The organism is Xaviernesmea rhizosphaerae (genome assembly GCF_001938945.1).
In the GTDB taxonomy this organism is placed as follows: domain Bacteria; phylum Pseudomonadota; class Alphaproteobacteria; order Rhizobiales; family Rhizobiaceae; genus Xaviernesmea; species Xaviernesmea rhizosphaerae.
The window spans coordinates 1-25208 of the sequence record NZ_MKIO01000039.1; the positions used below are offsets into that span (position 1 = coordinate 1).

Below are 25208 nucleotides of genomic sequence, written 5' to 3' on the forward strand. Positions count from 1 at the left end.
TGAAGGCTTTCAGCCCCCAAGAGTGCTCCAACTACCTCAGACATGCGGGGTACGGTTCAAACTAAAACTGACAGACTCTAGCCGATGGGCGAACCGCGAGAGAATTGGGCCGGAAAGTGGGACCCGGTTTTCGGAAACATCCGATGTCTGGAAACAGAAAGGGCGCGCCACCCGGCACGCCCTTTTTTTTGTCTTCACGAGGCGAGGAGGCGCTCAGGCGCCGCCCTTCACGCGGGCAAGCCCGGCGCGGGCCGGCTCGTATTTCGGGTCGAGCTGCAGCGCATGCGAATAGGAGCGCGCGGCCTTGGCCTTGTCGCCGCGCCGTTCATAGACCAGCGCCTGGTTCGCCCAGCTCTCGGCAATGTTGCCGTTGAGATTGATGGCGGTGTTGAAGTCGGAGAACGCGTTGTCGTCGTCGCCCAGCGCCAGATAGGAAATACCGCGGCCATTATAGGGCTCGGGCGAGGTGGAGGAGAGCGAGATCGCGGTCGAGAAATCCTCGATCGCCTGATTGTGCTGCTTGCGCGCCTGATAGATCAGGCCGCGATTGTGATAGGCGCGCGGATCGGTGGTCTCGTTCTGGATCGCCTGGTTGAAATCGGCGAAGGCCTGGTCGAGGCGGCCGGCTTGGCGATAGAGATTGCCGCGGCCGATATAGGCAACGTCATAGCGCGGATTGATTTGCAGCGCGGCGTTGTAATCCTTCAGCGCCGAGGCCTGATCGCCCATGTTGCGCTCCACCAAAGCGCGGTTGGCATAGGCCTGATAGAAGCGCGGGTTCAGCTCCAGCGCGCGGTTGAAGTCCGCCAGCGCGCGGCGGAATTCGCCGGCGCGGCCGTAAGCGGAGCCGCGGACGTTATAGCCTTCGGGATCGTTCGGATTGGCCGAGATGACCGAAGTCAGCGAGGCGATGTTCTGGTCCGAGCCCTGGGCACGGTCGACCTTCATCATGTCGCTTCCGGCGTCCGTCTGGCAGCCGGAGAGCAGGGCCGCGCCCAGAAGAAGAAGGCCGGCTGCTGCGGCTCTGGTCACGCGCGGTGCGCTGTCGCCCAGTCTACCGCCAAGAGTGCCGCTTCGGCCTGCAATGCCCACAATCGTCAAAGTCGATCCCTCGTGTCCGATCTTCCCGGCGCCGTCCTGCAGACGGTCGACCTCCACCCTGTCCTGTCCGATTGCGCCGCTTCGATCAAGCGTAAATCGCTCATGAACACGCGGCATCATCTCTTCACCGGCCCTGAACGCCTCAAGGCCCTGCGCCGGCTGGCCCGGATTGGTTCCGGCTCCGGCGAATGCGGCCAGTCATCCGGCCGCATCAGGCGATCGGTCCGACGCGCCGGCAGGCCGGGTTCTGGCCGGCTGGCGCCACGCGCGCACCCCTCATCAGGTCACGCGAAACGGACAGGCTCGTCGCCCGATCAGGCTCCAGGCGTCGATGCAGGAACAGCCTGCCGGCGAACCGGCACGTGCCATTCCCTTGCGAATCGCCTGTGACGCTTGCGGCGCAAAGGCGGCGAAATCCGGGCGGAGTGGCAGAATTCGCGAGCGCGACACCCTGAACGGCCAATCCTGCTGGCAAGGCCGCGCGGCGCACACCATTGCCGAATCGACAAATAAAAACGGCGACAAACGAAAACGGAGCGCCGCTGATGCACCTTTCGGTGCGCGGCGCTCCGTCATCAAAATGGCAATCGTGGCGCTTCAGCCGAAGCGCCCGACAGCGATCAACGGCTGCCCGGACGGCCGGCGCTGACGAGGCCCTCGCGCTGGGCGCGCTTGCGTGCCAGCTTGCGAACGCGGCGAACGGCTTCAGCCTTTTCGCGGGCGCGCTTCTGGGAGGGCTTTTCGTAGTAGTCCCGCATCTTCATTTCGCGGAAGATACCTTCGCGCTGCATCTTCTTCTTGAGAGCGCGGAGCGCCTGGTCAACATTGTTGTCGCGGACGAGTACCTGCACGAGAATCACGTTCCTTTAAAGTGGTTTGAATGGCCAAGGCCGAGTTCTGGCGTAAAGCAGCTCGCTCCGGCGATCTTCCCTGCCGTTCCGCCGCTGACGAAAACAAAAGAAAAGCGCTCGCGCGGGCACCTGCCTTGCGATTGGTGTGCGGAAATATCAGAACAGGTCGGCAGAGTCCAGACGCGATTAACCGGCTGATCCGAAAAAGCGCGCATTCCCGGGGCTTCCAGGGCGCATCGCCACGGGTTTTCGCGCGCGCGGGGTGCGTCGGGGCGAGTCCGGGCGCTTCCCCGCGTCAAGGAGCGGGCCGGGCAGACGGCTCGCCCTCCGTTTCCAGCGCCGCGATCGCTGCCTTCAGGGCGGCGCGGGCGCGGGCGCGCTCGCCGGGGTCGAGCCGGCTAAGATCGAGATGCAGGTCGAGGCCGTTCACATGCTCGCTGAGCACCCGGGTGGCCTCGCGCGCCTCGCTGAGGCCATCGACCGCATAGGGCACGACCTCCCGGGGAATGCCCTTCATGGTGATGGGCGCCAGCGGATGGGCGATGACGATGTCGGACACGAGCGAATAGGTCTCGTAGCTCATGACGATGCGCCCGCCCTCGGCAATCGCCTGAAGCCGTGCGGCCAGATTGGCCTCGGCGCCGATGATCGTATAGTCCATCCGGTCGTTCGAGCCGAAATTGCCGACATTGCAATAGCCGGTGTTGATGCCCATGCGCACCACGAAGGGCTGCTCCGTGCCGCGCCGGCGCCAGCGCTCCTTCAGCTCGCCGAGCCGCTGCTGCATGTCCACGGCCATGCGCAGGCAGGCCCTGGCGTCCTCCACCGGCCCGCGCGTCTCGGGGTCGCCAAAGAAGACCAGCATGGCGTCGCCGATGAACTTGTCCACCGTGCCGCCATGCTTGAGCGCGATGGCCGACATCTCGGTCAGATAGTCGTTCAGCATCTCCGTCAGCGCCTCGGGCTGCAGGCGCTCGGTGGTGGCGGTGAAGTCCTTGATGTCGGAAAAGAAGATGGTCAGCCGCTTGCGCTCGGTCTGCACCACCACATCCTTCTGGCCGGAAAAGATGCTCTTGTAGATCTGCGGCGAGAGGTAGCGGGAGATCTTCAGCGAGATCGCCGCCAGGAACTCGTTGGTGGTCTCGAGCTCGCGGTTGACGGCGCGGATCGTCGCGGTCTGGCGCTTCTGCAGGAAGACGACCGTGGCGCCGAAGGCGGCCATCAGCACGAAATAGCCGAGCAGGAATTTGAAGGCGAAGAGATTGGTGGCCAGCGGCTGGCGGATCACCACCTCCTGGATGCCGCGCACGTCGCCCACCTTCCAGTCGGTCTTCGGGCTTTCTGGATGGGTGTTGTGGCAGGCGACGCAGGCCGCACCCATGATGACGGGCGTGACGAAGCGCAGCGTGTTGGTCATGCCGCTGCGGGTCAGCTCCGTCGGCGTCTGCTTGGGATCGGCGCGCAAGGCGCGCAGTGCCTGATCCTCGAAGCCATCGAGATTGTGCGGTGCGCGGTTCTTGAACGGCAGGTCCGACACGAATCGGTAGGTGATGTTGGACTGCTGCTCGCGGATCACGTCGCCCAGTTCGAGCGACAGGGTGGCCGGGATCGGAATGGCGCCGGGGATCGCCGCGTAATTGTGGCTCAGCACCGTCTCCTGGCCGATGCCGCTTGCATGGGCGGCCTGGATGCGGCCGACGACATTGGTGGAATAATAGCCGCGGATGGAGCTGATCAGCGAGCTCATGTCGTGCGCCTGCCGGCTCAGGGCATTGCGGGACAGCGCGCTGATATCGAGCCAGACCGCGAGCGGCAGGCCCATGAGCAGCACCGTGACCATCAGGATCAGCAGACGCCCCTGTCGCCGGGCGACATGCGTGGTTTTCGGGTCGATCATCGTTTGGGCCTGTCCATGCCGAGACCACGCTGCGGCGACGCGGCGCAGTTCTCGCGTAGAGAGCATCTGACGTCGCCTCGGTCAATCGAACCGGGAGGATTCGTTCCGCGAACGGCTGTCTTGCCGGCCCTTATGTCGCCCTTGTCGAAACTTCGTCTTCGTCACGTCGCAAAAGAGACGGTGCGTCGCGAAAGGATCTGCGATGAGTAGCGTCAAGCAGCAGGCCGCGGGGTGCGCGCGCCGGCCGGCACAACAATCCTGCAGGATCAGCGAAGGAGATGGGGCGCATGCGCAAATATTCGGTTTTCGCCGTCGCGCGCGAGGCCATGCGGGCGCACAAGGGCTGGGAGGCGCAATGGACCTCTCCCGAGCCGCGCGCCCAGTATGATGTGATCATCATCGGCGGCGGCGCTCACGGCCTGGGTGCGGCCTATTATCTGGCCAAGGAGCACGGCATCACCAATGTTGCCGTGATCGAAAAGGGCTGGCTCGGCGGCGGCAATACCGGCCGCAACACCACCATCATCCGCTCCAACTATCTCTATGAAGAGAGCATGGACATCTATGAGCACTCGCTCAAGCTCTGGGAAGGGCTGAGCCAGGAGCTCAACTACAACGTCATGTATTCGCCGCGCGGCGTGATGATGCTGTCCCACAACATCCACGACCAGCAGGTGTTCAAGCGCCATATCCATGCCAACCGTCTCTATGGCATCGACAATGAATGGCTGACGCCCGAGCAGGCCAAGGAATTCTGCCCGCCGCTCGACATCTCGGCGAGCGCCCGCTACGCCATCAACGGCGCTGCACTGCAGCGCCGTGGCGGCACGGCGCGCCATGATGCGGTCGCCTGGGGCTATGCCCGCGCGGCCTCCGACCGTGGCGTCCACGTGATCCAGAATTGCGAGGTCAAGGGCATTCGTCGCGGGCCGGACGGTGCCGTCACCGGCGTCGAGACCACCAAGGGCTTCATCGGCGCCCGGAAGATCGGCGTGTCGGCCTCGGGTCATAATTCCATGGTGCTGGGCATGGCCGATGTCCGCCTGCCGCTCCATTCCGTGCCGCTGCAGGCGCTGGTCTCCGAGCCGCTGAAGCCGATCTTCCCCTGCGTGGTCATGTCCAACACGGTGCATGCCTATATCTCGCAGTCGGACAAGGGCGAGCTCGTCATCGGCGCCGGCACCGACCAGTACAATTCCTATTCCCAGACCGGCGGCCTGCAGATCATCACCCATACGCTGGATGCGATCTGCGAGCTGTTCCCGATCTTCCGCCGGGTCAAGATGATGCGGCAATGGGGCGGGATCACCGACAACACGCCGGACCGCTCGCCGATCCAGGGCGTGACGCCCGTGCCGAACCTGTTCGTCAATTGCGGCTGGGGCACCGGCGGCTTTAAGGCGACGCCCGGCTCGGCCCATCTCTTCGCCCATCTGATCGCGCGCGGCGAGCCGCATCGCCTGGCCGCCGGCCTGACGCTCGACCGTTTCCGCACCGGGCGGTTGATCGACGAAGCCGCCGCCGCCGCCGTGGCGCATTGACGAGACTGCTTCTGCCCCGCGCCGAAACGAATTGATCAGGATAAGCCCATGCTGTTGATCCACTGCCCCTATTGCGGCGAGGCGCGCGCGGAACTGGAGTTCCGCGCCGCCGGCGACGCCCATATCGACCGGCCGGCCAATATCGCCGCCATCTCGGATGAGGAATTCGCGGAATATTTCTTCCTGCGCGACAATCCCAAGGGCCTCATCTATGAGCGCTGGCGCCATATTCATGGCTGCGGCCGCTTCTTCAATGCGGTGCGCGACACGGTCAGCGACAAGTTCGTGATGACCTACAAGGCAGGCCAGCCCAAGCCGGACCTGAGCCCGGCGCCTGGCGCAGCGCCCGCGCTGCCGGCCGACAGCCGCCCCGTCGAAACCTATGAAGCCACGGAAGGAAGAGCAGAATGACGGGCGCCAACCGCATTGCCGGCGCGGGCCGGCTGACCCCCGCCAAGACCGCGCGGTTTCGCTTCGACGGCCGCGGCTTCACCGCACTTGCCGGCGACACCGTCGCCTCGGCGCTGCTCGCCAACGGCATTCACCTGATGGGCCGTTCGTTCAAGTATCACCGTCCGCGCGGCGTCGTGTCCGCCGGTCCGGAAGAGCCGAACGCGCTGATCAACGTCTCGCGTGACACTGCCCGCAGCCAGCCGAACGTGCGCGCCACGGTGCAGGAAGTGTTCGACGGCATGACGGTGGGGTCGCAGAACCGCTATCCCTCACTCGCCTTCGACCTCGGCGGCATCAACGATACGCTTTCGCCCTTCTTCGCGGCCGGCTTCTACTACAAGACCTTCATGTGGCCGAAGCAGGCCTGGGCCTCGATCTATGAGCCGCGTATCCGCGAGGCTGCCGGCCTTGGCGTGTCGCCCAAGGAAGAGGATCCGGATCATTATGCCTGCCGCTATGCCCATTGCGACGTGCTGGTGATCGGCGGCGGCGCGGCGGGTCTGGCCGCGGCCAAGGCTGCGGCGGCCACCGGCGCCACCGTCATCCTGGCCGACGAGCAGCCCGAGGTCGGCGGCGCCCTGCATTTCGACACCGGCGCCGAGATCGACGGGCAGAACGGCTATGCCTGGGCACAGGCCACGGCGGCCAGCCTCAAGGCCATGGACAATGTCACGCTGCTGACCCGCACGACGGCCTTCGGCTATTACGCGCAGAATTTCGTGGCCATGGCCGAGCGCGTCACCGACCACATCGACCGTCCGCAGGCCAATGCGCCGCGCGAACGGCTGTGGCAGGTCCGTGCCAAGCGGGTGGTGATCGCCACAGGCTCGATCGAGCGGCATATGGTCTTTGCCGACAACGACCGTCCGGGCATCCTGCTGGCCTCTGCCGCGCGCACCTATCTCAACCATTTCGGCGTGACGGTCGGCCGCAAGGTCGGCGTCTACACCGCCCATGATTCGGCTTACGAAGCCGCCTTCGACCTGAAGCGCGCCGGCGTCGAGATCGCCGCCATCGTCGACAGCCGCCTGCGCCCCGGCGACGGCCTGTTCGAAAAGGCCCGCTCGCTCGGCATCGAAGTGTTCACCGACCATGCTGTCATCGCCACGTCTGGCCGACTGCGCGTCGCCTCGATGACGGTGGTTCCGAATGGCGGCGGATCCAAGCGCAAGATCGCCGTCGACGCGCTGATCACCTCGTCGGGCTGGACGCCGTCGGTGCACATGTTCTCGCAGTCGCGCGGCAAGGTGGCCTATGATGCCGCCACCGGTCGCTTCCTGCCCGGCCACTACGTGCAGGACTGCGTCTCCGTCGGCACCTGCAACGGCACGGACGATCTCCAGGCGATCCTGGAAGAGGCAACCGCTGCCGGCGCGAAGCTGGCGGCGGAAGCCGGCCATGCCGAGGGTGCCGCACCAGTTCCGGCCGGCCGCAATGCCATTGCCTGGACCGGCGGCATGGCGGGTGCCGCGTATGGCGCCGGGCCCGACGACAGCGTCAAGGCCTTCGTCGACTTCCAGAACGATGTCTGCGCCAAGGACATCCGCCTGGCCGTTCGCGAAGGCATGCACTCGATTGAGCACATCAAGCGCTTCACCACCAATGGCATGGCGACCGACCAGGGCAAGCTTTCCAACCTGCATGGCCTGGCTATTGCAGCGGAAGCGTTGGGACGCGGCATTCCCGAGGTGGGGCTCACCACCTTCCGCGCGCCCTATACGCCGGTGACCTTCGGCACGCTGATCGGCCATGCCCGGGGCGATATTTTCGACCCGACCCGCAAGACGCCGATGCATGCGGTCGAAGAAGCCAATGGCGCCGCCTTCGAGGATGTCGGCCAGTGGAAGCGCGCCTGGTACTATGCGCGTCCCGGCGAGGACATGCATGCCGCCGTCAACCGCGAATGCCGCACGGTGCGCACCACGGCCGGCTATTTCAACGCCTCCACGCTCGGCAAGATCGAGGTGGTCGGCCCGGATGCGGCCGCCTTCCTCAATCTGATCTACACCAACAGCTGGGACACGCTGAAGCCCGGCCGCTGCCGCTACGGCATCATGCTGCGCGAGGACGGCTTTGTTTATGACGACGGCGTCGTCGGCCGCATCGCCGAGGACCGCTTCCACGTGACCACCACGACCGGCGGCGCGCCGCGCGTGATGCACCACATGGAAGACTATCTCCAGACCGAGTTCCCGCATCTCAACGTCTGGCTGACCTCGACGACCGAGCAATGGGCCGTCATCGCCGTGCAGGGTCCGAAGGCGCGCGAGATCATCGCGCCGCTGGTGGAAGGCGCCGACCTCTCCAACGAGGCACTGCCGCATATGAGCGTGGTGGAAGCCAAGGTCTGCGGCGTGCCGGCCCGTCTCTTCCGCGTCTCCTTCACCGGTGAACTCGGCTATGAAATCAACGTGCCGGCTGATTACGGCGCGGCGGTGTGGGAGGCAGTCGCCAAGGCGGCCGAACCCTTCGGCGCCTGCCCCTATGGCACCGAGACCATGCACGTCCTGCGCGCCGAGAAGGGCTATATCATCGTCGGCCAGGATACGGACGGCACGCTGACCCCTGATGATGCCGGCGTCGCCTGGGCCGTCGGCAAGAAGAAGCCCGATTTCGTCGGCATTCGCGGGCTGAAGCGGCCGGACCTGGTGCGCGAGGGCCGCAAGCAGCTGGTCGGCCTGCTGACCAAGGACCCGAAGGAGGTGCTGGAGGAAGGCGCGCAGATCGTCGCCGATCCGAACCAGCCCAAGCCGATGATCATGCTCGGCCATGTGACCTCCTCCTACTGGTCGGAGAATTGCGGCCGATCCATCGCCATGGCCGTGGTCGCCGGCGGCCGGGCCAAGGTTGGCCAGACGCTCTATGTGCCAATGCCTGACCGCACCATCGCGGTCGAGGTGACCGATACGGTGTTTTTCGACAAGGAAGGAGGCCGCATCCATGGCTGATCCGATCGCGATTGCCGCACGCCGCCCCGTGCTGGCCCCGCATGCCTCCGGCGCCGCGCGCGCCGCTCTCTCAGCCGCAGGGCCGGCGGCCCGCCTGTCGCTGCGCGCCAAGCCGGACGCCGTGGGGGCGCTCTCCGCCGCCCTCGGCCTGGACCTGCCGACTGCGCCGAAGCACGCCGCCCGCAACGGCGCGCGCCATGCGCTCTGGCTTGGCCCGGACGAATGGCTTGTCATCGACGAGGACGAGGCGGACCTGATGGCCGCCTTAAGCTCGGCCGGCGCGCTGCATTCGGCGGTGGACGTGTCCCACCGCAATGCCGGCATTCTCGTCACCGGCGCGGAGGCTGCAACTGTTATCAACAGCGGCTGCCCGCTCGATCTGTCGCTGACGGCCTTCCCGGTCGGCGCCTGCGCCCGCACGGTGCTGTCCAAGTCGGAGGTCGTGGTCTATCGCACGGCCGAGGATGCCTTCCGCGTGGAATGCTGGCGCTCCTTCGCGCCCTATGTGCTGGCCGTCCTTGCGGAAGCCGCTGCGGAGGCTTGAGCATCAGAGAGGGAGTCGGTAGGTGAAGCCCCCGTCATCTGCCTGCCGACATCCCGACCGGGGACGAGCCACGCGTCTCGTCCCGTCCTTCGGACCCCCGCTGGGGAGAAGGGACCCGCGGCGAGTGTGCTGGCCTCCACGCTGCCCAAAATTTGACTGCTGATGGCTGGGCGAGACAGAGGGCTGCGAATTGGGAGGAAGGGTCTGCCACTGGCCTCCTCTCCCCATCGGGGAGAGGGCAGGGTGAGGGGGCTGAGGCGAACCGCCCGTAATCCACACAGCAACGCCCGCCTGACGCTGCCTCACACCCCTTCCGGACGGTCCTTCGGGTCAAACTGGATGATCGTCTGCCAGAGCGCCGTCAGCGCCGGCTTCCTTTCGTTTTCGATCTCCACCGTTACGTCATAGGTGATCATCAGCATGCTCGCGCCGCGAAAGCGGGCCTGCGCCATGGTGAAGCGGCCGCGCACGCGCGCGCCGCTCTTGACCGGGGCGGCGAAGCGCACGGTGTCGAAGCCGTAATTGATGCCCATGGTCTGCTCGCGCACGCGCGGAAGACAATCGTAATTCATCGCCGACAAGAGCGATAGCGACAGGAAGCCGTGGGCAATCGTGCCGCCGAACGGCGTTTCGGCACGGGCGCGCTCGGGGTCCGTGTGGATGAACTGGTGATCGTTGGTCGCCTCGGCGAAGCGGTCGATCATCTCCTGCGAGACGGTGATCCAGTCGGACAGTCCGACCTCGGTGCCGACGAGGGCGGGCACGTCGGCAAGCCCGATCTCGCGCGGCAGGGTGCGCTTAGTGTTCATGCCGTCTCCACGAAAAAGCCGATGCTGCGGGCAGCCAGAAACGCTGGCGGCTCGCTCCCGCTCAAGCCATCCTGCCACTGGCCGGCAAGGCCGAGCGCGGTAGGGGCATGGGCGCGATTGATGGCGACTGCCAGGCGCGTGGCCCTGCCGGTGCGCGCATCTCGCGTCACCAGGATCATCACCAGCCCCTGCGTGCTGCCGCCGTCCCAGTCGGCGCCCGACATATCGCCGCCGTCGAGCCTTTTCCAGCTCACGTCACCATCCCCGGTGAGAAAGCCCGGGTCGCTCAGCGCCGGAAACCGGGCGCGCAGGGCGGAAAGCTCTTGCGCATGCGCCATGAGGACCGGATCGGCGGCCGACCAGTCCACCCAGGTGATGGCATTGTCCTGGGCATAGGCATTGTTGTTGCCCTGCTGCGAGCGGCCGAACTCGTCGCCCGCCGTCAGCATGATGGCGCCGCGGGTGGCGAAGAGGGTGGAGAGAAGCGCCATCAGGTCGCGCCGGCGCGCCTCCAGGATCGCCGGATCGCCGGTCGCGCCTTCCGCGCCATTGTTCCAGGAGTGATTGTCATTATGGCCATCGCGGTTGTTCTCGCCATTGGCCTCGTTATGCTTGCCATTATAGGCGACGAGGTCGGCCAGCGTGAAGCCGTCATGGGCGGCGATGAAGGTGACGCTGCGGGTCTCGCGCTCCCCATGCCGGGAGAAATGCGCCGACGAGCCGGACAGCGCCGCGGCCAGCGCGCCGATCTTGCCGGCATCGCCGCGCCAGAAGCAGCGGATGTCGTCGCGGGCCCGGTCGTTCCATTCAAGAAAAGCGGCAGGAAATTCGCCGAGCTGATAGCCGCCGGGGCCGATGTCCCAAGGCTCGGCGATCAGCAGCCGGTTCTTCAGCCAGGGGTCGGCGAGCATGGCCTTGAACAGCGGCGCCTCCCGGCGGAAACCGAACTGATCGCGACCGAGAATGCTGCCGAGATCGAAGCGGAAACCGTCAATGCCGGCGAAACGCACGAAATGGCGCAGGCTGTCGATGATCAGCCGCTCGACCACCGGATGGGCGCAGTCGATCGTATTGCCGCAGCCGGTGTCGTTGATCAGCGTCAGATCCGAAGCGTGGCGGTAATAGGTCAGATTGTCGAGGCCGCGCATGGAGAGCGTGGCGCCGAAGCGGTCGCTTTCGCCGGAATGGTTGAAGACGAGATCGAGAACCACGCCGATTCCCGCCTGATGCAGCGCCGCCACCGTCTCGCGCAGCTCGACGATGCCGCCGGGCACCAGCCGCGGATCGAGCGCCATCATGGCAACGGGATTGTAGCCCCAGCCATTGGTGAGGCCCAAAGGTCCGAGATGGCGCTCGTCGATCCAGGCGGTGATCGGCATCAGCTCGATGGCCGACACGCCGAGCGCCCGCAGATGGGCAATGATGGCGGGATGGGCGAGGGCGGCCACCGTGCCGCGCTGCGCCTCGGGCACTTGCGGATGCAGCATGGTGAAGGGGCGCACGGCCACCTCATAGAGCAGCCCGCCTTTGGTCCAGAAGGGCGGGGAGATCGGCACCTCCTCAAGCGCGGTGACGATGGCGCGCGGGACGAGGCCCGACGTGTCCACGCCATGGGCTGACAGCGCGGGGTCATAGTGGAAGGGGCGGTCCAGCGTCACCGCATAGGGATCGACCAGAAGCTTGGCGGGATCGAACCAGAGGCCGCGCTCCGGCGCGTAGATCCCGTCGGCGCGAAAGCCATAGGCGGTGCCCGCGGGTGCTTGCGTCCTGGTGCGCCAGACATGATCGGCGCCGCGCTGCATCGGTAGGCGGGTTTCGTGTCCGCCCTCGAACAGGCAGAGATCGACGCGGTCGGCATGGCGCGAGACCACGGAGAAGGCGGTGCCGTCGGCGGCGGGATGGGCACCTAGCGGGCTGTCGGTCATCGGATGCTCCAGGGGCAGGGGCGGGGGCGGGCGGTTTGCGCGGGGGCGGGCGGCGAGGCATCGACTATGCCGGCCAGGTCTTGACGCTTCGTTCCCTCCCGTTCACGCCGCATCCTTTGCGGGTCCCGAAGGGCTGCGATACAGTGGCGCAAAACGGCAAACCCGAGGAGGAGACGGCCATGCCCTACAGCATCACCCTGCATCGCGTTCTGCGCGCGCCGAGCGAGCGGGTCTATCGCGCCTTTCTCGAAGCGGATGCGCTGGTAAAATGGATGCCGCCCAACGGGTTCACGGCAACGGTCCATGCGCTGGACGCCAAGGTCGGCGGCGGCTTTCGCATGTCGTTCCGCAATTTCACAAGCGGGCAGTCGCATTCCTTTTCCGGCCGCTATCTCGAACTCCACCCGCATGAGCGCCTGCGCTACACCGACAGTTTCGACGATCCGGCACTGCCGGGCGAGATCGAGGTGGTGGTGACGTTGAAGGCGGTCTCGATCGGCACGGAGCTGACGGTAACGCAGAGCGGGCTTCCGGATGTGATCCCGGCCGAGGCGTGCCATCGCGGCTGGCAGGAATCGCTGGCGCTGCTCGCCGAACTGGTCGAGGCCGAAATACCGGGCTGAGCCGCCGAGCGAATTCAAAGGTCAGGAGGCCCGGCGCATCCAGGGAGGCGCCGGGCCTTGTCGTCCGATCAGGTAATGACGCTCGGCGTCTGGCGGCCGGTGCGTTCGCGGATGTCGGCGATTTCGTCGGCGGCCTGGATCAGGTCGGCCAGCGCCTCCTGCGTCTCGATGTCGTGGCGGGCCGCGTCGGGCTCGAAACGCTCGATATAGACGCGCAGCGTGGCGCCCGAGGTGCCGGTGCCCGACAGACGATAGACAACGCGCGAGCCGCCTTCGAACAGGATGCGGATGCCCTGATTGCTGCTGACCGAGTGGTCGACCGGATCGTGATAGGAGAAATCATCCGCCGTCGCGATGGTCAGGTCGCCGATCTTGGTGCCGGGGAAGGTAGCGAGCTTGTCGCGCAGCGCGCTCATCAGCCCGTTGGCAGCCGCGGAATCGACCTCTTCGTAATCATGGCGCGAATAATAGTTGCGGCCATAGATCATCCAGTGCTGGCGGGCGATCTCGACAACGCTTTCCTGGCGCACGGCGAGAATGTTCAGCCAGAGCAGAACGGCCCAGAGACCGTCCTTCTCGCGCACATGGTTGGAGCCGGTGCCGGCACTTTCCTCGCCGCAGATCGTGGCAAGCCCCGCGTCGAGCAGGTTGCCGAAAAACTTCCAGCCGGTCGGCGTCTCATAGATGCCGATGCCGAGCTTTTCCGCCACGCGGTCGGCCGCGCCCGAGGTGGGCATGGAACGGGCGATGCCGGCCAGCCCCTTGGCATAGCCGGGGGCCAGATGGGCATTGGCGGCCAGCATGGCCAGGCTGTCGGACGGGGTGACGAAGATGCCGCGGCCGATGATCAGGTTGCGGTCGCCGTCGCCGTCGGAGGCAGCGCCGAAATCGGGCGCGTCGTCGCCCATCATCTGGTCGTAGAGCGCCTTGGCATGGACGAGGTTCGGGTCGGGATGATGGCCGCCGAAGTCCGGCAGCGGCACGAAGTTCAGCACCGAACCCTTTGGCGCGCCGAGACGGTTTTCGAGGATTTCCTTGGCATAGGGTCCAGTCACGGCACTCATGGCGTCGAAGACGACGCGGAAGCCGTTCTGCAGCAGCGCGCGGATGGCGTTGAAGTCGAACAGCTCTTCCATCAGCGCGGCATAGTCGGCGACCGGATCGATCACGCTGACCTGCATGCCGGCGATCTCATGCGTGCCTTCGATGTCGAGATTGACGTCGGCCACATCGGCGATCTTGTAGGCGTCGATTACCTTGGTGCGGGCATAGATCGCATCGGTGATCTTCTCGGGCGCCGGGCCACCATTGCCGATATTGTACTTGATGCCGAAATCCTCGGTCGGGCCGCCGGGATTGTGGCTGGCCGACAGGACGATGCCGCCGAAGGCCTGGTATTTGCGGATGACGTTGGAGGCCGCCGGCGTGGAGAGAATGCCGCCCCGGCCGACCAGCACGCGGCCGAAGCCATTGGCGGCTGCCATCTTGATGGCGATCTGGATGACCTCGCGGTTGAAATAGCGGCCGTCGCCGCCGATCACCAGCGTCTTGCCCTGGAAGTCCTCCAGCGAGTCGAAGATCGACTGGATGAAGTTCTGCGCATAGTTTTCCTGCTGGAACACCGGCACCTTCTTGCGAAGGCCGGAGGTGCCGGGTTTCTGGTCACTATAAGGCGTTGTGGCAACGGTCTTGATCATCGGGTTCATTCAGCCTTTCGCGCAAAGTTGGGAATAGAGCGCGGCATAGCGGCCGGCGCTGGCATCCCAGGAAACATCCGTTTTCATGCCTTGTACCTGCAGGCGGGCCCACAGGCGCGGCTCATTGAACAGTTTGAAGGCCCGCTTGAGAGCCTGTTTGAAAGCATCCTCGCCGACCGGCGAGAACAGGAATCCCGTCGCGGCCTGCGCAAGCATCGCCGCCTCGTTGGCGTCGATGATGGTGTCCGCCAGGCCACCCGTGCGCGCCACGATCGGCACGCAACCGTAGCGCAGGCCATAAAGCTGCGTCAAACCGCAAGGCTCGAATCGGGAGGGGATAAGAATGGCATCGGCGCCGGCCTGCAACTGATGCGACAGGGGCTCGTCATAGCCTTTCACCAGGCCGACCCGGCCGGGATAGGCGAGCGCAGCCTCCTCGAACAGGGCTTCGAGCTCCGCATCGCCCGAGCCGAGCACGGCAAGCGAGCCGCCCTGCGCGATGATGTCGGGGATGACGGCGGCCAGAATGTCCATGCCCTTCTGCAGGGTCAGGCGGCTGATGACGCAAAAGAGCGGGCCTTCCGGCGCATCCAGCTTGAAGCGGTCGAGCAAGGGCTTGCGGTTGGCACGCCGCGCCTCCAGCCGGGCCGCGTCATAATGCGCGGCGATCATCGGATCTGTCGCGGGGTTCCACACCTCGGTGTCGATGCCGTTGACGATGCCGGAGAGCGCATTCTGGCGCGCCGCCAGCAGGCCCTCCAGCCCGAGGCCGAATTCCGGCGTCAGGATTTCCTCGGCATAGGAGGGGCTGACGGTGGTGATGGCATCGGCCGCGCGCATGCCGCCCTTGAGGAAGCCGAGATGGCCGTAATATTCGATCCAGTCCATATGCAAGGCCGCCCAGGGCAAGGCCAGTTCCTGGAAGATATCGGCAGAGAACTGCCCCTGGAAGGCGATGTTGTGGATGGTGAGGACGACAGGCGTTTCCGGCCGGCGGCCGAAGCGCAGATAGACCGGCGTCAGCGCCGCCTGCCAGTCATGCACATGGACGAGGTCGGGCACCCAGTCCTTGAGGCAGCCTTCCGCGATCAGGGCGGCGGCCAGCGAGAGCGCGGCGAAGCGGCGGAAATTGTCCGGATGATCCTTGCCGCTCGCATCGAGATAGGGGCCGCCCGGCCGGTCGAACAAAGCGGGGCAGTCGACCAGCAGCAGGTCAAGCCCGTGATGGCGCGCCGAAAGGATCCGGCCGGGATGGCCGAACAGCGTGTCGAACACATGCACTTCCTGCGTCTCGGCCAGCTTGGCGAGAACGGCGGGATAGGCCGGCATCAGTGTTCGCATGGTCACCCCATGCGCGGCCACCGCCTCCGGCAGCGCGCCGGCGACATCGGCCAGCCCGCCGGTCTTGATCAGCGGATAGACTTCGGAGGCAACGGAAAGAACCTGCATGGCCGGAATGCCCTTGTTGTTCGTTTGGAAGACCCGCGTCTCGACCCGTCAGCAGATAGCCGGGCGAAAGCCCGGATGACGCGGCTGGCTGCTCCTTCCGCCAAAGACAGCTGGCCCGCCGCCCGATGTCTTCCGATGCTTCTGGATCAGCTTCACATGAACGGATGATGACAGAGGGCGCGCCAGCCTAGGAGGCAGGGGTGCATCCCCGTCACGACGTGTCGGGACCTGCCTGGACGGCCAGCACGTCATCCACCCCTCGACACGGCAGGGGGCGGGCGCTGCGCAAAACAGTCTGGGCGGCGCCGCATCCGCCGGGGCCGCCCAGTTTTCCGATGTCAGAGCATCAGCCGGTCGATCATCGGCTGGGTGATCAGGCAGATGCCGCCTTCGGAGCGGCGGAAGCGCTTGGCGTCCAGCTCCGGATCCTCGCCGACCACCAGCCCCTCGGGAATGACCACGCGGGCGTCGATGACGACATTGCTGAGCTGGGCGTGCCGGCCGATCTTCACATCCGGCAGCACGACGGAATTCTCGACGCGCGAATAGGAATTCACGCGCACGCCGGTAAACAGAAGGCTGCGGTTCAGCGAGGCGCCCGAGATGATGCAGTCGCCCGAGACCAGCGAGGAGACGGCCGAGCCGCGGCGATCGTCGTCGTCATGGACGAACTTGGCCGGCGGCTTGATCTCGGCGAAGGTCCAGATCGGCCAGGTGCTGTCATAGATGTCCAGCTCCGGCGTGATGTGCGTCAGGTCGATATTGGCCTGCCAATAGGCGTCGATCGTGCCGACATCGCGCCAATAGGCTTCGCGCTCGAAATTGGAACGGACGCAGGAGCTGGTGAAGCGGTGGGCGATCGCCTTCCCGTGCTCGACGATATAAGGGATGATGTCCTTGCCGAAATCGCGGCTCGACTTCGCGTCGGCGGCATCGCGGCGCAGGATGTCCATCAGGAATTTCGTGTGGAAGACGTAGATCCCCATGGAGGCCAGCGCCACCTCGGGATTGCCGGGAATGCCCGGCGGATCGGCGGGCTTTTCGACGAAATCGATGATCCGGTCGTTCTCGTCGACATGCATGACGCCGAAGCCCGTGGCTTCCATGCGCGGCACTTCCAGGCAGCCGATGGTGACTTCTGCGCCGGAATCCACGTGCTGCTGCAGCATCAGCTCGTAGTCCATTTTGTAGATATGGTCGCCGGCGAGAATGACCATGTATTCGACGCCGTAATCCTCGATGATATCGGCGTTCTGGTAGACGGCGTCGGCCGTGCCCTCATACCATTGCGTCTCGGAGACGCGCTGGCTGGCCGGCAGGATGTCGAAGCTCTCGTTGCGCTCCGGCTGAAAGAAGTTCCAGCCGCGCTGGAGATGGCGGATCAGCGAATGCGCCTTGTACTGGGTGGCGACGCCGATGCGGCGAATGCCGGAATTGAGCGCGTTCGACAGCGCGAAATCGATGATGCGGGCCTTGCCGCCAAAATAGACCGCCGGCTTGGCGCGACGGTCGGTCAGCTCCTTCAGGCGGCTCCCCCGGCCGCCGGCCAGAACATAGGCCATGGCGTCTCGCGCCAGAGGTTGCGTGCGTTTCTCCATGGTCGTGCCTCCCAGTATCCCAATGCTCCGGCAGCGCTCGGCGGAGCGCCTCGTCTCTTGTTTTATATCATGGTTGCGAATGCGCCAGCCTGTGCATCCGCTCGTCTGTCCCCCGGAAAATGGCGGCCTGGCGCCATGTTCCCCGCATCATTTTCCGGTCGCTCCCCTTGCGGCGCGCACTTCGTCATCTCCGGTCAGATCGCGCCCGAAGCGCCCGGGGCCTGCGGCGTGTCGGCCTCTTCCTCCGTGCTCACCTCCTCGAACATCACGGTGGCCAGCGGCGGCAGGGTGATGGCGGCATAGATCGCGCCGGAGCCGAGGCGCACGGCCTCGATCAGGCCGCCATTGCCCTTGCCGCTGCCGCCATAGATCTCGGCATCGGTGTTGACGATCTCCCGCCATTGCCCGGTCTTGGGCAGCGGGATGGAATAGTGCTCGCGATAGACGGGCGTGAAATTGCTGACGACGGCAATGCGCTTTTCGCCCGGCGCCTTGCGCAGCCAGGCGAAGACCGAATTCTCGCGATCGTCGGCGATCAGCCAGTCGAAGCCTTCGCCCTCGCAGTCGCGCGCATGCAGCGCGGGCTTGGTGCGATAGGTGCCGTTCAGGTCGCGCACCAGGCGGCGCATGCCGGCATGCAGCGGATATTCCAGGAGATTCCAGTCAAGCGCACGCTCATGCGACCATTCGCTCCACTGGGCGAATTCCTGGCCCATGAACAGCAGCTTCTTGCCCGGATAGCCCCACATGAAGGCATAATAGGCACGCAGATTGGCGAATTTCTGCCAGTCGTCGCCCGGCATCTTGGCGATCAGCGAGCCTTTGCCATGCACCACCTCGTCATGCGAGAGCGGCAGCACGAAGTTTTCCGAGAAGGCATAGACCAGGCCGAAGGTCAGGTCGTGATGGTGATATTTGCGGTGAACAGGCTCGCGCGACAGATATTGCAGCGTGTCGTGCATGAAGCCCATGTTCCACTTGAAGCCGAAGCCCAGGCCACCATCATGGACAGGCGCGGACACCTTGGGCCAGGAGGTGGATTCCTCGGCGATCGTCAGGATGCCGGGATGGCTGCCATAGACGTTGCGGTTCATGGCCTGCAGGAAGCGCACCGCCTCCAGATTCTCGTTGCCGCCATATTCGTTCGGCACCCATTCCCCATGCTTGCGGGAATAGTCGAGATAGAGCATCGAGGCGACCGCATCGACGCGCAGCCCGTCGAGATGGAAGGTCTCGGCCCAGTAGAGTGCATTGTTGACCAGATAGGAGAAGACTTCGGCCCGGCCGAAATTGTAGATCGCCGTGTTCCAGTCCGGGTGAAAGCCCTGGCGCGGATCCTGGTGCTCATAGAGCGCCGTGCCGTCGAAATGGCGCAGGCCATGGGCATCGACGGGGAAATGCGCCGGCACCCAGTCAAGGATCACGCCGATGCCGGCCTTGTGCGCGCCGTCGACGAAACGGGCAAGGCCCTCCGGCTCGCCGAAGCGGGCGGTGGGGGCATAAAGGCCGGTGGTCTGGTAGCCCCAGGAGGGGTCGTAGGGATATTCGCTGATCGGCAGAAATTCGATATGGGTGAAGCCCATATCAACGCAATAGGGGATCAGCCGGTCGCCCAGCTCGTCCCAGCTCAAGAACTCGCCATTGTCGCCCTTCTGCCAGGAGCCGGCATGCACCTCGTAGATCGAGATCGGCTGGCGTCGCGCATCGGCCGAGGCCCAATGCGCCCGGTGGGCGGCATCCTGCCAGTCATGGTCGATGACGGGGGCGGTGATCGAGGCGGTGGCGGGGCGCAGTTCGGATCGCCGTGCGAAGGGGTCGGCCTTGAGCGGCAGCAACTCGCCCTGCGCGCCGATGATCTCGAATTTGTAGGGGGAACCGGCGGTGACCTCGGGCAGAAAGATTTCCCAGATGCCGGTGTCGCGGCGCAGGCGCATCACATGGCGCCGGCCATCCCAGGCATTGAAATCGCCGACGACGGAGACGCGCCGCGCATTGGGCGCCCAGACGGCGAAATGGAAGCCATCCACGCCCTCATGACGCAGCGGATGCGCGCCCATCTTGTCGAACAGGCGCAGATGCGATCCTTCGCGGATCAGGTAGTCGTCGAGCGGGCCGAGAACGGGCCCGAAGGAATAGGGGTCGATGACCCGCCACTGCCCGCTTTCATTGGCGGCGCGGTGGACGAGCGGCTGGAAACGATCGGCCGCAAGCACGCCTTCAAACAGGCCGGCATCGTGGATTCGGGTCAGCGTGCCGAGCGGCGCACCATCGAGGCTTTCCACGCTGACCGTCTCGGCGCCGGGCAGGAAACAGCGGGCGATCAGCCCGCTCTCCCCCTCATGCGGCCCCAGCACGGCGAAAGGATCGCCGTGCTGACCGTTGACGATGGCATCGATCTCTTCTTGCGGAAGCGATGATTGGGTTTGCGTCGCGTCCGCGATTGAGATGATCATCCTGCTCTCCAGATTTCCTTGGCATATTGGCGAATGGTCCGGTCGGAGGAGAACCAGCCCATGCGCGCGGTATTGAGAATGGTCTTGCTGTACCAGGACTCGGTGTCCGTCCACAGCGCGTCCACCTCGCGCTGCGCCTTGGCATAGGCATCGAAATCGGCGGCGACCATGAACCAGTCGTGGCTGTAGAGGCCATCCACCAGGCCGGCGAAACGGTTGCGGTCGTCGGGCGAGAACACGCCCGAGGAAATTGCCTGCAGCGCCTGCGAAAGTTCGCGCGAGCCTTCGATGATCGCCCGGGGGTTGTGGCCCTCGGCGCGCGCCTTGGCAACTTCATCTGCCGTCATGCCGAAAATCTTGATGTTGTCCTCCCCGACATGGTCGCGCATCTCGACATTCGCCCCGTCCAGTGTGCCGATAGTCAGCGCACCGTTCAACGCAAATTTCATGTTCCCGGTTCCCGAAGCCTCCATCCCGGCTGTGGAAATCTGTTCCGAGAGGTCGGCGGCCGGCACCATCACCTCGGCCAGCGAGACATTGTAGTTGGGAACGAAGACCACCTTGAGCAGGCCGCGCACCGCCGGATCATTGTTGACCACGCGGGCCACGTCATTGGCAAGCTTGATGATCAACTTGGCATTGTGATAGCTCGGCGCCGCCTTGCCGGCGAACAGCTTGACGCGTGGCACCCAGTCCATTTCCGGATGCGAGCGGATCTGGTCATAGAGCGAGATCGCCTCGATGATGTTGAGGAGCTGGCGCTTATATTCGTGGATGCGCTTGATCTGGATGTCGAACATCGCCGCCGGATTGATGCGGATGCCCATGCGGGTCTGCACCAGCTGGGCGAGCTTGACCTTGTTGTCGCGCTTGATGGCGGCAAACCGGGCCTGGAACTCCTTGTCATGCGCGAAGGCGTCGAGCGCCTTCAGCTCCTCGGCATCGTCCATGAAGGCATCGCCGATCGCCTCGCGGATCAGGCTGAACAAAGCGGGATTGCACTGCATCAGCCAGCGGCGCGGGGTGATGCCATTGGTCTTGTTGTTGATGCGCTCGGGATAGAGCCGGTGCAGATCGGCAAAGACCGTATCCTTCATCAGCTCGGTGTGAAGGGCGGAAACGCCATTGATCGAATGCGAGCCGACAAAGGCGAGGTTGCCCATGCGCACGCGCCGGTCGCCGCTTTCGTCGATCAGCGAGATCGTACGGATGGCCTCGTCGCTGGAGCCCTTTTCCTTGCGGGCCTCGATCAGGATCTTGGCGTTGATCGCATAGATGATCTGCATGTGGCGCGGCAGCAGGCGCTCGAACAGTGGCACCGGCCAGGTTTCCAGCGCTTCGGGAAGAAGCGTGTGGTTGGTATAGGAGAAGGTGTGGCGGGCAATGTCCCAGGCCTGGTCGAAGCTCAGCCCGTGCACATCGGTCAGAAGCCGCACCAGCTCCGCCACCGAGACGGCGGGATGGGTGTCGTTGAGCTGAATCGAGACCTTGTCCGGCAGCGAGGTGAAATCGGGATATTGCTGCAGATGGCGGCGCAGAATGTCCTGCAGCGAGGCGGAAGAGAAGAAATATTCCTGGCGCAGGCGCAGCTCCTGGCCGGCCGGGGTGGCATCGGCCGGATAGAGCACGCGGGCCAAGCTCTCGGCCTTGTTGCTTTCGCGCAGGGCACCGATATGGTCGCCGGCATTGAAGGCGTCGAGCAGGATCGGATCGATCGGATAGGCGGTCCACAGGCGCAGCGTGTTGGTGCGCTTGGCGCGCCAGCCGACAACCGGCGTGTCGCAGGCCGTGGCGATCACGCGCTCGCCCGGCTTCCAGACATAGCGGGTCACTTCCTCGTCGATGTTGACCGTCTCGACAGAGCCGCCGAAGCCGATCTCATAGGAGCTTTCGCGCCGCTCGAACTCCCAAGGGTTGCCGTGGGTCAGCCAGGTTTCCGGCAGTTCCACCTGCCAGCCATCGGCCATCTGCTGGCGGAACAGGCCGTGGACATAGCGGATGCCGTAGCCATAGGCCGGAATGTCGACGGTGGCCATGGATTCCATGAAACAGGCCGCCAGACGCCCCAGGCCGCCATTGCCGAGTGCGGCGTCCGGTTCCAGCTGGGCGATGACGTCGATATCGACGCCGTAGGTCGACAGCGCCTCGCGCAGCGCATCGGCAATGCCCAGATTGGTGATGGCATCGCGCATCAGCCGGCCGATCAGGAATTCCAAGGATAGGTAATAGACGCGCTTGGCGCCGGTCTCATAGGTGTTGCGGGTCGAGTCCATCCAGTTGTCGGTGATGCGGTCGCGCGCCACGAGGATGGCGGCCGTCAGCCAGTCATGCGGCTTGGCGACCTTCGGGTCCTTGCCGATGCGGTAGGTCAGGCGCTCGATGATTTCCTGCGCCAGGATCTTCGGATCGGACGCGCGCGGCTCCGCCGCGGGAACGTTCTCATTCTCGACTCGTCTGTTCATGAACCGCAACCCCTCGTCGCTTGGAGCATGCCGCGCAGAGCCCGGGAGCGGCTGTGCCGACATGCAGGAAACAGGAACCCAGGGCCCTCGCCACCTTCTGAAAGGGAGGCGAAAACCTGGAGTCAACAACAAGCGGGTCAAGGCCATCTCACACCCGCGTGATGGCCATAGTTATGCATTGATGTGAAAACCGTGCAACGGGAATGGGCTGTTCAAAAACGGCACAATGCGCGGGTGGTGAATGCTTTGCGAAAGCTTCCCCGCGCTGATGGCATTTTATCGAAGCTACTGGTTTTCCGATATGTTTTCTTAAATAGTCGCGTGGATAGTCGACGGCCGGATCATTGCGTCAGCCGCACGCTCAGGCTCGCCGCATTCATGCCGATCGTCTTGAAGGCGGCGATCAGGCTTGCTGCGTTTTCGGCCGCGAAGAAATGCGCGCTGTCGGTGGCGCAGGCCGAGAGAAGCTTCTTGCCGGCATCGGGCGCCTTGAACGCGACGGTATAGACCTCCATGCCGTCCTTCTTGGCCTGGCTGCAGCTGTTGAGCGTGGCATTGTCTGAGGCGCCGGACGTGTCCTTCTTCTTGTTGTAATAATTGTTCTCGCCATCGGTCATGAAGACGATGAATTTCTTCGGCGTCAATCCGGTCCGGTTCTGGTGCGCCTCGTTTTCCGAATGGGCGCCAAGAGCCTGGTAGGCGGCGGCGAATGCACCGCTGGAATCGGTGTTTCCCTTGGGCGCGAGCGCATTGGTGTAGGTCATTGCAGCGCTCGTGCCCCAGTCGAGCGCACTTGGCTCCATCATGGCCGTGCTGTAGGACACGGCGCCGGTGCGCACATAGGCCTTGTTGGCGTCATTGTTGTTCAACTGGCCGAAGAGGTCGGCGACGGCGAGTTTCAACGAGGCCATCTTGCTCAGATAGCATTTCGCAGCCTTGTTGCCATCCGCGCAGTTGGCGGCAGGATCCCGTTGATCGGTCGGTTCGCCCATCGAGCCGGACTGATCGAGGACCAGGAACATCGACAGCGCGTTCTTGGTGACCGTCGATCCCTTGGAGACGCTTCGGGCATGCACCATTGCATCGCTCGCGCCGATCAGCCGGGTGAGACCGTTGATCTTGACGGGCATGGTGGAGGCGATCGTCACGGTATAGCGCGTGCCGTTTCCGGGGATCGCCTCTTCGCTGACATTGACGTCGAGATCCTGCGCAAGCGTCTCGCCGGCCACCTGTTCCTCTGTCTGGGAGGAGCGGAACCAGTTGCGCATCTGCGTCTTGAAGAAGTCCCGCGCGGCAAGCTTGGCTTCGTCGACGGTCATGGTCTTGTTGGCAAGGCCTGAGGAGGCGGCGAGCGACGCCGCGTCAGCGGCATCCTGGAGATGGGTACGGGCGCGTGCCATATTGGTCACGTCGATGGCCACGCCACCGGCGCCGAAGGCGACCGGCAGCAGCAAGGCCGCCGTGATCGCGAAGTTCCCCCCATTTGACGCGAGCAGAGACCGCATCTTGCGTCGCGGCGCCTGTCTTCCCGGCATGATGCCTCCTTCTCCTCGGCAATGCATCAGCCACTTTTACAAGAAGAAGATTTCACGCTGCTTTGAAAAATCGGTCAAATGCGATGGGAAGTCGATTGCGCCACGGCGGGAAGAGCAATGCAGGCAAAAAGCGGTTGGCGGCTTGTCGGCGCATTGCTCCAGCCGACGCCAGCCGGAGGCCTGCCTGATGCCGGCCTTCAGCCGCCGATCTTGACTGGGATGACATCGACCGCCTGATGGGTTTCGTGGCTGCCATAGCTCTTGAGCACGCCGATGACGGGCGCTACGTCGCTATAGTCGCGCCCATAGGCGACGACGATGTGATCGCTGCCGGCGGCCATGTCGTTGGTGGGGTCGAGTTCGATCCAGCCCAGCGTGGGCCCGCACCAGACGCGCACCCAGGCATGCATGGCGTCCGCCCCTTCCAGCCGCTCCTTGCCCGGCGGGGGCAGGGTGCGCAGGAAGCCGCTGACATAGCCGGCCGGAATGCCGAGCGCGCGCAGGGCCACGATCATCACATGGGCGAAGTCCTGGCAGACGCCGCGCTTGATCTTGAAGGCGTCGCGCGGTGTCGAATCCACCGTGGTGGCCTTGGGATCATAGGTGAAGTCGGTATGGATCGCGCTACAGAGACGACGGGCGATCTGCAGCACGCTCATATCCGCCTCCACTCCCTCGCGCGCATAGGCGGCGATGGCCGCATCTTCGCCCAGACGCGGGCTGGTACCGAGGAAATGATGCGGCGAGTCCGCCGTCATCGACCAGACCGCGTCGAGATCGGCGCCCAGCAAGGCCAGCGGGGGCGAGAGATCGACGGTTTCGGTCTGGCTCTCCACGACCACGCGCGACTGCATGCGCAAGACAAGCTTCTCATGCGTCTTGCGCAGCAGCAGGCCGGTGACGGCATTGCCGAAGAAATCCTGGCGGTCATAGCGTTCGTCGGGCAGCGGCGTGGCGGTTAGCGAACCGGCGATCAGCCGCTGCCGGCCGGGAATCGACAGGGGCATGGCGCGGATGACGTGACGTCCGCCGGAGACGGGCACTTCATAGCGATAGGTGATGCGCAGCGTGATGTCGTAGAGCATTGTGGATTGCTTCAGCGCCCGGCCGTCGATCGGCCCTGCCGGCGCGCGCGGGTTCGTCCGGCCGGGTTCGTCCGGGGACATGCGGGTCGAAAATGCTTCATCGATGCCCTTGGCATCCATAGCCTCTCTCCTGGTCGCCGACGATGTGCCCTCTCACGCGAAAGCTCTGCGGATCACTCTAGCCGGACGACCCTAAAATCTCTTTCACGGTCGCAAACAAAGATCGCGCCGGGCTTT

18 protein-coding genes are annotated in these 25208 nt (G+C 64.8%); 6 read left to right on the forward strand and 12 right to left on the reverse strand.

Annotated features, from left to right (window positions below; genetic code table 11):
* Positions 1–213 precede the first annotated feature (213 nt).
* Complete coding sequence (locus tag BJF92_RS18175; protein WP_245294821.1) at positions 214–1032, reverse strand: tetratricopeptide repeat protein; 819 nt, start codon at positions 1030–1032, stop codon at positions 214–216.
* A 400-nt stretch (positions 1033–1432) separates the two neighbouring features.
* Here BJF92_RS18175 and BJF92_RS25305 point away from each other — a divergent pair, with 400 nt between their 5' ends.
* Positions 1433–1750: a hypothetical protein gene (locus tag BJF92_RS25305; RefSeq protein ID WP_143524089.1), complete on the forward strand. Its 318-nt coding sequence runs from the start codon at positions 1433–1435 to the stop codon at positions 1748–1750.
* Here the strand turns inward: BJF92_RS25305 and rpsU are convergent.
* On the reverse strand, positions 1722–1952 hold the full coding sequence (gene rpsU, locus BJF92_RS18180) for a 30S ribosomal protein S21 (protein WP_075636390.1): 231 nt from the start codon (positions 1950–1952) through the stop codon (positions 1722–1724). The genes BJF92_RS25305 and rpsU overlap by 29 nt on opposite strands.
* 295 nt (positions 1953–2247) lie before the next feature.
* On the reverse strand, positions 2248–3849 hold the full coding sequence (locus BJF92_RS18185) for an adenylate/guanylate cyclase domain-containing protein (RefSeq protein WP_075636181.1): 1602 nt from the start codon (positions 3847–3849) through the stop codon (positions 2248–2250).
* Between the two features lie 287 nt (positions 3850–4136).
* Between BJF92_RS18185 and BJF92_RS18190 the strand changes: the two genes are divergently transcribed.
* Genes BJF92_RS18190 through BJF92_RS18205 form a run of 4 tightly spaced genes read left to right on the forward strand, consistent with a single transcriptional unit; the run spans position 4137 to position 9335 of the window.
* Positions 4137–5390, forward strand: a complete 1254-nt coding sequence (locus BJF92_RS18190) for a sarcosine oxidase subunit beta family protein (RefSeq protein ID WP_075636182.1) — start codon at positions 4137–4139, stop codon at positions 5388–5390.
* Between the two features lie 48 nt (positions 5391–5438).
* Entirely contained in the window at positions 5439–5801 is a 363-nt protein-coding gene (locus BJF92_RS18195) for a sarcosine oxidase subunit delta (RefSeq protein ID WP_075636183.1), read from the forward strand.
* Complete coding sequence (locus BJF92_RS18200) at positions 5798–8791, forward strand: sarcosine oxidase subunit alpha (protein WP_075636184.1); 2994 nt, start codon at positions 5798–5800, stop codon at positions 8789–8791. The genes BJF92_RS18195 and BJF92_RS18200 overlap by 4 nt, the downstream gene beginning before the upstream one ends.
* A complete protein-coding gene (locus BJF92_RS18205; RefSeq protein ID WP_075636185.1) occupies positions 8784–9335 on the forward strand; it encodes a sarcosine oxidase subunit gamma in 552 nt (183 codons plus the stop codon). The genes BJF92_RS18200 and BJF92_RS18205 overlap by 8 nt, the downstream gene beginning before the upstream one ends.
* A 302-nt stretch (positions 9336–9637) precedes the next feature.
* Here the strand turns inward: BJF92_RS18205 and BJF92_RS18210 are convergent, their stop codons facing one another.
* Complete coding sequence (locus tag BJF92_RS18210; RefSeq protein ID WP_075636391.1) at positions 9638–10126, reverse strand: MaoC family dehydratase; 489 nt, start codon at positions 10124–10126, stop codon at positions 9638–9640.
* Between the two features lie 14 nt (positions 10127–10140).
* Positions 10141–12069: a glycogen debranching protein GlgX gene (gene glgX / locus BJF92_RS18215; RefSeq protein WP_075636186.1), complete on the reverse strand. Its 1929-nt coding sequence runs from the start codon at positions 12067–12069 to the stop codon at positions 10141–10143.
* Between the two features lie 179 nt (positions 12070–12248).
* Between glgX and BJF92_RS18220 the strand changes: the two genes are divergently transcribed.
* Positions 12249–12692, forward strand: coding sequence for an SRPBCC family protein (locus tag BJF92_RS18220; RefSeq protein ID WP_075636187.1), 444 nt, complete (start codon positions 12249–12251; stop codon positions 12690–12692).
* 68 nt (positions 12693–12760) lie between these two features.
* Here BJF92_RS18220 and BJF92_RS25310 read toward each other — a convergent pair whose 3' ends face one another.
* The 7 genes from BJF92_RS25310 to BJF92_RS18250 all read right to left on the reverse strand — a co-directional run bounded on the left by BJF92_RS25310 (position 12761) and on the right by BJF92_RS18250 (position 24971).
* Complete coding sequence (locus BJF92_RS25310; RefSeq protein WP_143524090.1) at positions 12761–14389, reverse strand: alpha-D-glucose phosphate-specific phosphoglucomutase; 1629 nt, start codon at positions 14387–14389, stop codon at positions 12761–12763.
* A 9-nt stretch (positions 14390–14398) separates the two neighbouring features.
* Positions 14399–15838 (reverse strand): glycogen synthase GlgA, encoded by a 1440-nt coding sequence (gene glgA, locus BJF92_RS25315; RefSeq protein WP_143524091.1) that lies wholly within the window; start codon positions 15836–15838, stop codon positions 14399–14401.
* A gap of 338 nt (positions 15839–16176) precedes the next feature.
* A complete protein-coding gene (glgC, locus tag BJF92_RS18230) occupies positions 16177–17436 on the reverse strand; it encodes a glucose-1-phosphate adenylyltransferase (protein ID WP_075636188.1) in 1260 nt (419 codons plus the stop codon).
* Positions 17437–17630: 194 nt separating this feature from the next.
* On the reverse strand, positions 17631–19889 hold the full coding sequence (gene glgB, locus BJF92_RS18235) for a 1,4-alpha-glucan branching protein GlgB (protein WP_075636189.1): 2259 nt from the start codon (positions 19887–19889) through the stop codon (positions 17631–17633).
* Positions 19886–22351, reverse strand: a complete 2466-nt coding sequence (locus BJF92_RS18240; RefSeq protein ID WP_075636190.1) for a glycogen/starch/alpha-glucan phosphorylase — start codon at positions 22349–22351, stop codon at positions 19886–19888. Before BJF92_RS18240 ends, glgB begins: the two co-directional genes overlap by 4 nt.
* Positions 22352–22692: 341 nt before the next feature.
* Positions 22693–23886 carry a vWA domain-containing protein gene (locus BJF92_RS18245; RefSeq protein ID WP_158032247.1) on the reverse strand — a complete coding sequence of 398 codons (1194 nt, stop codon included), beginning with the start codon at positions 23884–23886 and terminating at the stop codon, positions 22693–22695.
* 197 nt (positions 23887–24083) lie between these two features.
* Positions 24084–24971 carry a transglutaminase family protein gene (locus BJF92_RS18250; RefSeq protein ID WP_075636393.1) on the reverse strand — a complete coding sequence of 296 codons (888 nt, stop codon included), beginning with the start codon at positions 24969–24971 and terminating at the stop codon, positions 24084–24086.
* Positions 24972–25208 lie beyond the last annotated feature (237 nt).